The sequence below is a fragment of the Streptomyces griseorubiginosus genome (genome assembly GCF_017614965.1).
Lineage (GTDB): Bacteria > Actinomycetota > Actinomycetes > Streptomycetales > Streptomycetaceae > Streptomyces > Streptomyces griseorubiginosus_B.
Genome location: NZ_WVUG01000320.1, coordinates 1 through 9,920 on the forward strand (window position 1 = coordinate 1; position 9,920 = coordinate 9,920).

General features: G+C 72.1%; 11 protein-coding genes and 1 pseudogene. 9 read left to right on the plus strand and 3 right to left on the minus strand.

Annotation, left to right across the window (positions count from 1 at the left end):
* The coding region (locus GRC12_RS37020) for a hypothetical protein (RefSeq protein WP_208784519.1) at positions 1-995 on the minus strand (995 nt) is incomplete at its 3' end.
* Between the two features lie 234 nt (positions 996-1,229).
* Here GRC12_RS37020 and GRC12_RS37025 point away from each other — a divergent pair.
* The gene (locus GRC12_RS37025) at positions 1,230-1,622 is read left to right on the plus strand and encodes a response regulator transcription factor (RefSeq protein ID WP_208784520.1); all 393 of its coding nucleotides are present in this window, start codon (positions 1,230-1,232) and stop codon (positions 1,620-1,622) included.
* Positions 1,623-1,624: 2 nt separating this feature from the next.
* Positions 1,625-2,377 carry a hypothetical protein gene (locus GRC12_RS37030; protein WP_208784521.1) on the plus strand — a complete coding sequence of 251 codons (753 nt, stop codon included), beginning with the start codon at positions 1,625-1,627 and terminating at the stop codon, positions 2,375-2,377.
* Positions 2,378-2,396: 19 nt separating this feature from the next.
* On the opposite strand, the gene GRC12_RS37035 is transcribed toward GRC12_RS37030, so the two are convergent.
* On the minus strand, positions 2,397-3,098 hold the full coding sequence (locus tag GRC12_RS37035; RefSeq protein ID WP_208784523.1) for a FadR/GntR family transcriptional regulator: 702 nt from the start codon (positions 3,096-3,098) through the stop codon (positions 2,397-2,399).
* A gap of 130 nt (positions 3,099-3,228) precedes the next feature.
* Here GRC12_RS37035 and GRC12_RS37040 point away from each other — a divergent pair, with 130 nt between their 5' ends.
* The 7 genes and pseudogenes from GRC12_RS37040 (at position 3,229) to GRC12_RS37070 (ending at position 8,993) form a co-directional block, all read left to right on the plus strand.
* Positions 3,229-3,747 carry a gluconokinase gene (locus GRC12_RS37040; protein WP_133047179.1) on the plus strand — a complete coding sequence of 173 codons (519 nt, stop codon included), beginning with the start codon at positions 3,229-3,231 and terminating at the stop codon, positions 3,745-3,747.
* Between the two features lie 68 nt (positions 3,748-3,815).
* Entirely contained in the window at positions 3,816-5,213 is a 1,398-nt protein-coding gene (locus GRC12_RS37045) for a GntP family permease (protein WP_208784525.1), read from the plus strand.
* Positions 5,214-5,223: 10 nt separating this feature from the next.
* Entirely contained in the window at positions 5,224-5,982 is a 759-nt protein-coding gene (locus GRC12_RS37050) for an SDR family oxidoreductase (RefSeq protein ID WP_208784528.1), read from the plus strand.
* 14 nt (positions 5,983-5,996) lie between these two features.
* A pseudogene (locus GRC12_RS37055) lies at positions 5,997-6,728 on the plus strand (alcohol dehydrogenase catalytic domain-containing protein); the annotation flags it as partial.
* Positions 6,729-7,066: 338 nt separating this feature from the next.
* On the plus strand, positions 7,067-8,026 hold the full coding sequence (locus tag GRC12_RS37060; protein ID WP_208784530.1) for an AraC family transcriptional regulator: 960 nt from the start codon (positions 7,067-7,069) through the stop codon (positions 8,024-8,026).
* Entirely contained in the window at positions 7,933-8,688 is a 756-nt protein-coding gene (locus GRC12_RS37065; RefSeq protein ID WP_208784532.1) for an AzlC family ABC transporter permease, read from the plus strand. The genes GRC12_RS37060 and GRC12_RS37065 overlap by 94 nt, the downstream gene beginning before the upstream one ends.
* The gene (locus tag GRC12_RS37070) at positions 8,685-8,993 is read left to right on the plus strand and encodes an AzlD domain-containing protein (protein WP_133046197.1); all 309 of its coding nucleotides are present in this window, start codon (positions 8,685-8,687) and stop codon (positions 8,991-8,993) included. Before GRC12_RS37065 ends, GRC12_RS37070 begins: the two co-directional genes overlap by 4 nt.
* Before the next feature lie 16 nt (positions 8,994-9,009).
* Here the strand turns inward: GRC12_RS37070 and GRC12_RS37075 are convergent.
* Positions 9,010-9,920: hypothetical protein (locus GRC12_RS37075; protein ID WP_244374347.1), on the minus strand; the 911-nt coding region annotated here is incomplete at its 5' end.

Consider the following 9,920-nt stretch of genomic DNA (forward strand, 5'->3'; position numbering starts at 1 on the left):
CCTCGTGGCTGACGGTGTCGAAGGTGACGGTCTCGCCCGTCCGGACGGTCAGCGCCGGTTTTGCGGTGGCGTTGGGCAGCAGGCCCCAGTGCACCCGCGTAGGGGCGGCGGGTCCGGGCGGCGGGGCTGGTGGCACGGACCGCGGTCGCGGCGCGCACGTTGCGCTGCAGTGCCCGGGCCGTCTGCTGCGGGCTGCCCAGGACGCGCCGGGTCTGCCCGGCCATGACGCGGGCGGCGGTACGGCGGTCGGCGGGCCGGCCGGCCGCGGCACGGGCGCCGAGGACACGGGCGGTACGGCGGACGATCAGCGGCACGGCTCGCACGGCGGGCCGGGTGGCACGCTGCCGGCGCAGCAGCCGGGTGAGGACGCAGGTGGCCCGCACCAGGTGCGGCAGCAGCCGGCGCAGGGCGGCCCGGTCCCGGGCGGACAGCGCGGAGACGGTCGCGGCGCCGATCATCGCCTCGGCCTCGGCCTCGGTCTGGGCCTGCGCGGCGACGGCGGCCATCATCTCGGCCAGCGCCTCCTGCTGGGTCAGCGGTCGGGTCGCCTCCTCCTCCGCCTCCGCCTCGAACTCCCCTTCGCCCTCCTCCTCGTAGAGGTACTCCCCCTCCAACTCGCCCTCGCCCAGAGCCCGGGCGGCGACGCTCCCGAGAGCGCCGCCGAGGGGTCCGCCGATCGCGGTGCCCACCATCGGGGCGGCCACCCGGGCGACCTGGCGGAGGATCGGGGCGGCCCGGCGGACGAAGGAGCGGATCCGGCGGAAGAACGCCTCTTCCTCCAACTCGCCCTCGTACTCGCCCTCCCACTCGCCTTCGTACTCCCCCTCGAACTCGCCCTCGCCCAGGAGCCCGCCGATCGCACCGGCGATCCGGCCGAGGAACTCCTCGCCCTCCTCCTCGCCTTCCTCCTCGAAGAGGTACTCCTCCTCGCCGGCGCCCTCGAACTCGCTCTCCAGGGCGGCCTCGTTCTCGTACTCCAGCTCGACCTGGCGCATGTGCATCGCCGCCTCTCGTCACGCGGTCGGACAACTCACCCTGGTCACGGTGGAGTTGGCGTACCAGTCGCACGTCCTGCGGTCGGCCGTACCGGTCGGGTTCGGATGAGCGTCCCTCGGACGTGCTACACGCAAATGGGGCACAGGGGGGTCGCGCCCGCTGTTAAAGTGCGCTCATGCCGACGGGCGTGGAACCGGGTGAGGTCCCGGCCGCTGAAGGCAAGGGGGCTGGCGATGACGGACGGGGCAGGTACCGGACTACTGGCCAGGGAGCGGACCGCCGCCGAAGTCGAGGCGCTGGCGGTGGAGTTGATCGCCAAGCTCGCCGCCGGTGACGGACATGTGCTGCTGGACCTGGAGATCGACGGGGTGCGGTGTCTGGTGCTGCGCGGCGACCGGACGGGGCCCGTCTCCTTACTGAGCCCGCGCGAGCTGGAGATCGCCCGCATGGTCGCCTGCGGTCACCCCAACAAGACGATCGCCTCGGTCCTGGAGATCAGCACCTGGACCGTGGCCTCCCATCTGCGTCGCATCTTCATGAAACTCGACGTGACGTCCCGCGCGGCGATGGTGAGCCGGCTGACGTCGGGTGAGCAGCTGAAGCCCGATCCCATGGAGCTGACGTAGCCATGGTGTCCCGATGGGACCGCTGGTCCCGGCAGGACGGGGCGAACTGGCTCGAGGTCTACGGCGAGAGCGACCCCGTCTCCGTCCCGTTGGCGGGGCTGTTCTCGACCAACTCGGACGCCTCGCGGGAGTTCACCCCCTATCTGTACGTCTGGACGTTCGGATACACGGGGGACGCGCCCGACAAGGCGGAGGTCCGGCTGCTGTTCCCGGCGGTCGACGGGTGGCGGGTGAAGGACGTCCAGGCGCTGGTGTACCACCTGCCTCCGGTGCAGGAGGAGCGGGAGTGGCGCACCGCCGTGGCCGAGGATCTGAACGCGCTCGCGCCGGCGGTGGGGCTGGCCGGTCAGCTCGCGGCCACGGTGGCCCCGCTGCCCGGGCTCAGCGCGGCCTCGGCGGCCATCGCCCATCTGAAGATGCGCAGCGCGCCGCAGGTGGGCCACGACGCCTGGTACGTGCGCAGGATCCACCAACACACGGGTGGCACGCTGTACTACGGCGTCGAGTGGACGCTCCCCGGCAAGCTGCTGCAGCAGGTCGGCACGCGTGTCACGGGGGCGCTGCTCGTGCAGTACTTCAGCGCCGAGCCCGTGCGCGGCGGCGGCCGGGGGGATGGTGCGCTGCTGTCCCACGCCAGGCTGACCGTCAAGGGCAGGGCCGTCGAGCTGCCGGACGGATCGTGGTCCGAGGACGCCGGGGCCGACGCCTTCGTCATGCTGCCCCTCAGCGTGACGGCGCAGGCCGCGCGGGAGTGACCGCGCCCGGGTTGTCGTCCTACGGCGCCAGGATGTCCAGCTCCTGGAGCGCGCCCACCGTGATCTCCCGGGTGAGTTCCTCCGCGCGGGTCGCGTCGCCCGCTCTCACCGCCTCGGCGACCTGGACGTGGAGGGTGACGGCGGCGGGGTCGGGGTCCTCGAACATCACGTCGTGGTGGGTGCGGCCGGAGAGGACCTCGGCGACGACGTCGCCGAGGCGGGCGAACATCTCGTTGCCCGAGGCGGCGAGGATCACCCGGTGGAAGGCCACGTCGTGGACGAGGTACTCCTCCAGCTTGTGGCCGCGGGAGTTGGCGACCATGCCGAGGGCGCACTGGGTGAGTTCGGCGCACTGCTCGGCGCTGGCGTTCTTCGCCGCGAGAGCGGCGGCGACCGGTTCGACCGCCGAGCGCAGCACGGTCAGTGAGCGCAGCTGACGGGGGCGGTCGGCGCCGGCCAGGCGCCAGCGGATGACCTGCGGGTCGTACACGTTCCACTCGGCCTTCGGGCGCACCGTCACGCCCACGCGCCGGCGCGACTCGACCAGGTGCATGGACTCCAGGACCCGGACCGCCTCCCGCATCACCGACCGTGAGACGTCGAAACGCTGTGCCAGCTCGTCCGTGCGCAGAACGCTGCCCGGCGGGTACTCGCCCGCTGTGATCGCGGGGCCGAGGGTGTCCAGTACACGGCCGTGCAGCCCCCGGCCCGCTGTGCTCATGCACTCAGAGTACGGGGTGGATCACAGACACAAAAAGTCAGACTTATTTATGCCAGGGTCTTGAATTCGTCGTACCTAATCGGTTTCAGTTACGTCGACATCATGTGTCGAAGAGGACAGTGAGGCAGCGATGAGCACCCCCCATGTCGTCGTGGTCATGGGCGTCGCGGGCACCGGGAAGACCACCATCGGTCCCCTGCTCGCGGCGCGGCTCGGCGTTCCGTACGCCGAGGGCGACGACTTCCACCCGCAGGCCAACATCGCCAAGATGTCGGCCGGCGTCCCGCTCGACGACGAGGACCGGTGGCCGTGGCTCGACGCCATCGGCGCCTGGGCGCACGAGCGGGCCGGGCTCGGCGGGGTGGTCAGCAGCTCGGCGCTGAAGCGGTCGTACCGCGATCGTCTGCGCGCCGCCGCCCCCGGTGTCGTCTTCGTCCACCTCACGGGCGACCGTGCCCTGATCGAGGACCGGATGTCGCATCGGCAGGGTCACTTCATGCCGACGGCGCTGCTCGACTCCCAGTTCGCCACCCTCCAGCCGCTCCAGCCGGACGAGGCGGGTGTCGCGGTGGACGTCACCGGCAGCCCCGAAGAGATCACCGAACGGGCCATGAAGGCGCTGAGCGCACTCCCCCACCCGGCCCGCTGACACCGGCCCGGTAAGACCGGCCCGGCAAGACTCCCCTACCCAACTCCCCGTACCTGCAAGGGAAAACCGTGACCAGACTCAGCGTCGAGATGCTGGCAGCGGACGCACCCGAGCCGATCACCTCGGCCGGCCACGCTCAGCTGGGCATCGCCGTACTCGTGGGCATCGCCGTCATCGTCGTGCTCATCACCAGGTTCAAACTGCACGCCTTCCTGTCCCTGACCATCGGCTCGCTGGTGCTCGGCGCCGTCGCGGGTGCCCCGCTGGACAAGGTCATCCTCAGCTTCACCACCGGACTCGGCACCACGGTCGCGAGCGTCGGTGTGCTGATCGCCCTGGGCTCGATCCTCGGCAAGATGCTCGCCGACTCCGGCGGAGCGGACGAGATCGTCGACACCATCCTCGCCAAGGCCGGCGGCCGGGCGATGCCGTGGGCGATGGTGCTGATCGCCTCGGTCATCGGTCTGCCGCTGTTCTTCGAGGTCGGCATCGTGCTGCTGATCCCGGTCGTGCTGATGGTCGCCAAGCGCGGCAACTACTCCGTGATGCGCATCGGCATCCCGGCGCTCGCCGGTCTGTCCGTGATGCACGGTCTCGTCCCGCCGCACCCCGGCCCGCTGGTCGCGATCTCCGCCGTCAAGGCCAACCTCGGTGTGACGCTGGCGCTGGGCATCCTGGTCGCCATCCCGACGGTGATCATCGCCGGACCGCTGTTCTCCAAGGTCGCGGCCCGCTGGGTCGACGTCCCGGTCCCCGAGCGGATGCTGCCGCCGCGCGCGTCCGAGGAACTGGAGAACCGCCCCGGCTTTGGCGCCACCCTGGCGACCGTCCTGCTGCCGGTCGTGCTGATGCTGTCCAAGGCACTGGTCGACATCGTGATCGACAACCCCGACGACATCACCCAGCGCGTCTTCGACGTCATAGGCAACCCGCTGATCGCCCTGCTCGCCGCCGTGCTCGTCGGCATCTTCACGCTGCTGCGGCCCGCCGGGTTCGGCCGGGAGCGGCTCACGCCGCTGGTCGAGCAGGGACTCGCGCCCATCGCCGGCATCCTGCTGATCGTCGGCGCGGGCGGCGGATTCAAGCAGACGCTGATCGACACCGGCGTGGGCAAGATGATCCTGGACATCTCCAAGGACTGGTCGATCCCGGCGCTGCTGCTGGCCTGGCTGATCGCGGTGATCATCCGGCTCGCCACCGGTTCGGCGACGGTGGCGACGGTCTCGGCGGCCGGTCTGGTCGCCCCGCTCGCGGCCGACATGTCGACCACGCACACCGCCCTGCTGGTCCTCGCCATCGGCGCCGGCTCACTCTTCTTCAGCCATGTCAACGACGCCGGTTTCTGGCTGGTGAAGGAGTACTTCGGGCTGAGCGTCGGCCAGACCATCAAGACCTGGTCCGTCATGGAGACCATCATCTCCGTGGTCGCGGGCGGCCTGGTCCTGCTCCTCTCACTGGTCATCTAGGAGTACGAGGATGAGTCACCCCTTGTTCGACATCAGCGGCCGCAGGGCCCTGGTCACCGGATCCAGTCGGGGCATCGGGCTGGCCCTGGCCCGGGGCCTGGCGGAGGCCGGCTGCACGGTGGTCCTCAACGGCCGGGACGCCGACCGCCTCACCAAGGCGGCCGCGGAACTGCCCGGCGACATCCACACGGCCGTGTTCGACGTGACGGACGGTCCCTCGGTGAAGGCCGGCCTGGCGGACGTCGAACAGCGGGTGGGCCCCCTGGACATCCTCGTCAACAACGCGGGCATGCAACTGCGCGCCCCGCTCCTGGAGTTCACCGACGCCGACTGGCACCGCATCCTGGACACCAACCTCACCAGCGCCTTCCTCGTCGGCCGGGAGGCGGCCCGGTACATGACGGCCCGCGGTCACGGAAAGATCGTCAACATCTGCTCGCTGCAGAGCGAGGTGGTCCGCCCCGGCATCGCGCCCTACGCGGCCACCAAGGGCGCGCTGAAGATGCTGACCAAGGGCATGTGCGCCGACTGGGGCCCGCACGGTGTGCAGGTCAACGGCCTGGGGCCGGGCTACATCGAGACGGAGCTGACCGGGCCTCTCGTCGAGGACGAGGAGTTCAGTGCCTGGGTGCGCCGCCGCACCCCGGCCGGCCGCTGGGGCCGTACCGAGGACCTGGTGGGCGGGGTGCTCTTCCTGGCCTCGCCCGCCGCGGACTTCGTCGGCGGACAGGTGCTGTACGTCGACGGCGGAATGACGAGCGTGCTGTGAAGGGGGCCGCGGGGATGCTCGGTTGTGTGATCCACGGTCAGGACGACCTGCGCGTCGAGGAGCTGCCGGTCCCGCAACCCGCCCCGGGGCAGGCCCTGGTGGCCGTCCGCTACGGCGGGGTCTGCGGATCCGACCTGCACTACTGGAGGCACGGCGGGGTCGGCGACTTCCGCCTGCGGGAGCCGATGCTGCTCGGGCACGAGGTGGTCGGCACGGTCCTCGCGTACGGCTCCCCGTCCCCCGCACGTCCCGCCGGGGGCACGGCCGTCGCGGTGCACCCGGCCAGTCCCTGCGGTGCCTGCCCGGAGTGCGTGGACGGACGCCGGAACGTCTGCCGGGACACCCGCTACCTCGGCAGCGCCGCCCGCTTCCCCCACGTACAGGGCGGTTTCGCGGCCCGAGTGGTCGTACCGACTGAGCAGTTGAGGCCGCTTCCGGAGGGGCTGGAGCTGCGCCGGGCGGCCCTCGCCGAGCCGCTGTCCGTCGCCCTGCACGCGGTGCGCCGGGCCGGTGACGTGACCGGCAGGCACGTCCTGGTCACCGGCGCCGGGCCCATCGGCTGTCTGGTCGTCGCGGCGGCCAGGGCGGCGGGCGCCGCACGGGTCACGGTCACCGACCTGCTCCCCGCCGCCCTGGAGTACGCCCGCCTCGCCGGCGCCGACACCCTCGTACGGGCCGACGACCCGGACGATCCCGGGTGGCCGTCCGAGGTGGACGTGGCCGTGGGTCGGGGTGTGGGGTGTGGCCGTGGTTCCCGGGGTGCGGTGGTGTGCCCAGGGCGGCCTGGGCTCGGGCGGTACGGCCCATGAGTGGTCGGGGCCGTGGCGACGGGGGCCCCATGGGGTGTGGCCCTGTTGGTCGGGAGCCTCGCGGTGCGCTCCGGTGATCGAGGGCTCTCGTGGTGTGGCCGTGTGGTCGAGGCCTTCCGGTGCTGGGATCCCGGCTGGGCGGACCGTAGCGGGCTGTAGCGGGTCATCCAGGCTCGTCGCCAGCCGTCGCCAGCCCGCGCCGCCCGTCGCCAGCCGTCGCCGCGCGTGCCGTAATGGGTTCGCCAGGCTTCCTCGGTCTCGCCGAGAATGGGGGTGTGGCGGGTTCGGGCAGTGAGGTGGCACGGCACTGGCGGTACGCGGAGTTGCCGGGAGTCGACCTGCTGCGGGCCCGGTACATCCGCAAGGCGTTCGTGCGGCACACCCACGAGCACTTCGTGATCGCGGCCATCGCGGACGGACTCGAGGTCTTCCACCACCGCGGGGCCGATCAGTACGCGGGCGCGGGGACACTCGCCCTGGTCAATCCCGACACACCGCACACCGGACGGGCCGGGGTGCCGGAGGGGTGGCGGTACGGCGCCGTCTATCCGTCGCCGGAGGTGGTCGCGGAGATCGCCGCCGAGACCACGGCCCTGCGCGGGACTCCGGGGTTCGTCAGTCCGGTGCTCGACGACCCTTATGCCGTCAGGCTGGTGCACCAGGTGCTGCGGGCCACGGATGAAGGGAACGCTTTGGCGGCCGACACCTTGTTGAGGGTGGCCGTGACCAGGTTGCTGCGGCTCAACGGCGGGCCCCTGCCACAGCGGGCGGTGCGGACGGCGGGCGGCCGGATCGCCGCACGCGCGCGTGCCGTGCTGGAGGAGCGGATGGCGGGGCCGCCGACCCTGGAGGGACTCGCGGCTGATCTCGGGACCAGTCCGTTCGCGCTGCTGCGGGCGTTCCGGGACGCGTACGGGATGCCGCCCCACGCCTGGCTGACCGACGCCCGGGTGCGGAGGGCGCGGCGGCTGCTGGACGCAGGTACGCCGCCCTCGGAGGCGGCCGTCGCCGTGGGATTCACCGATCAACCGCATCTCAACAGGCACTTCGCCCGGATCGTGGGAGTGCCTCCGGGGGCCTACCAGCGGGAGCGCAAGAACGTACAAGACGCTCCGCGCGGGCTGCTCGTACCGTCGGAGGGGTGGCAGAACAGACAGCTTTCGCAGAGGTCCGGGGCGAGGACAAGCCCGACGCCGCCGTCGTCCGGGACGCCCTCGGAGTCGGCGTCGCCGTAGGACTGTCCGGCTTCGCCTTCGGGGTGACCGCGGCCGGCAGCGGGGTCACGGTGGTGCAGGCCTGTGTGCTCAGCCTCCTGGTGTTCACCGGGGCGTCCCAGTTCGCGCTCGTGGGCGCGCTCGCGGCGGGTGGCAATCCGCTCACGGCTGCCGCCGGCGCCTTTTTCCTGGGGGTCCGCAACGCCTTCTACGGGCTGCGTCTCTCGCAGTTGCTGGCCCTCCCGCGCGCGGTACGGCCGTTCGCCGCCCAGTGGGTCATCGACGAGACGACCGCCGTGGCGCTCGCGCAGCCGACGCGGCGCAGTGCCCGGATCGGGTTCACGGTGACCGGACTGAGCCTGTACCTGCTGTGGAACCTGACCACTCTGCTCGGCGCACTCGGTGCCCAGGCCATCGGGGACACGGACGCGTGGGGACTCGACGCCGCCGGGCCCGCCGTGTTCCTGGCGCTGCTCGCGCCGATGCTCAGGACCACGACCGAGCGTGCCGTCGCGGGCCTCGCCGTCCTGCTGGGGCTCGGCCTGCTGCCGGTGCTGCCCGCCGGCGCACCCGTCCTGGTGGCCGCGCTCGCCGCCCCTGCCGTGCTCTTCCTGGAGGGACGGCGCAAGGGGACTCCACGCGATGCCGCCCATGACGACCATGCGGAAGGGGAGGGCCGTTGAACACCTGGATCGCGATCGGCGCCACCGCGCTCGGTTGTTACGCCGTCAAGCTCATCGGCCTGCTCGTGCCAGCGGGCACCCTGGAGCGCCCGCTCGTGCGGCGGCTGGCCGCGCTGTTGCCGGTGGCTCTCCTGGCCGCGCTGACCGCCCAGCAGACGTTCGCCGACGGGCACCGTCTGGTGCTCGACGCGCGGCTGGCGGGGATCGCCGCAGCCGCGGTCGCGCTGGTGCTGCGGGCGCCCTTCCTGCTCGTCGTGGCGGCGGCCGTGATCGTCACCGCCGGTGTGCGGGCCATGGGCGGGTGACCTCGCCGAGTCGGGGTCAGCCGATGACGCGACCGTGCGCCCTGAGGGTGCGCAGCGCCTCGATCGTCACCATGGGGCGTGCCTCCAGCGCGGTGCCCGGCGCCCACTGGCGCCAGCGGACCGGCCAGCCGCCGTCCTCCTGCTGGGCGTCGGCGAGGAAGTCCAGGGAGCGTGCCATCTCGTCGTCCGTGAACCACGCGCGCGCCAGTGAGCTCGGCGTCTTCGCGTAGTCGTGCGGGAAGTGATGCTCGCCGGGGGCGTAACCGGGCGCCACGGGATACGCGGCGAGGTCGCCCGGATCCAGCGCGGCGAGCCGGTGTTCGCGCACCAGACGGCCGAGACGGTCGGCGGCCGCCTCCGCGCGCGGGCGGTCGGGAGCGGAGTCCAGGAAGGCCACGGCGGCCTCGATCTCGTACGGGTGCGACTCCCGCAGGGAGTCGATCGCCTGCCAGCAGTAGTCGGTGGCCCGGAACAGCCAGGCGTGCCACACCTCGTTGCGGTGCAGCAGCCCCACCACCGGCCCGGTGGCGAGCAGTTCGCTCGGCGGGTCGTCCACGATCGGCATGAACGGGGCCGCCGGATAGCCGCGCTGGCTGGGATGGATAGCCGGGAGCGCCCCGTCCTCGGTGGAGACGGAGGTCAGATAACGGCACACCCGTTCCACCCGCTGGCCGCCGCAGCGCCCGATGGCGTCCAGGACGCGTAGCGCGTGCCCGGTGTGCAGCGGCTGGCTGACCGGGCCGCGCAGATCGGGCTCCAGGGCGTGGCCGTAACCGCCGTCCTCGTTGCGGTAGGCGTCCAGCGCTGTCTCCACCGGGTCGGCGCTTCCGTTCAGGAAGTGGTGCGCGAAGACGCGCTGCTCGAGCACGCGCGCGGTGAGCCAGACGAAGTGCTCGGCGCGGAAGAGCGGGGAGTGCGCCGGGGGCG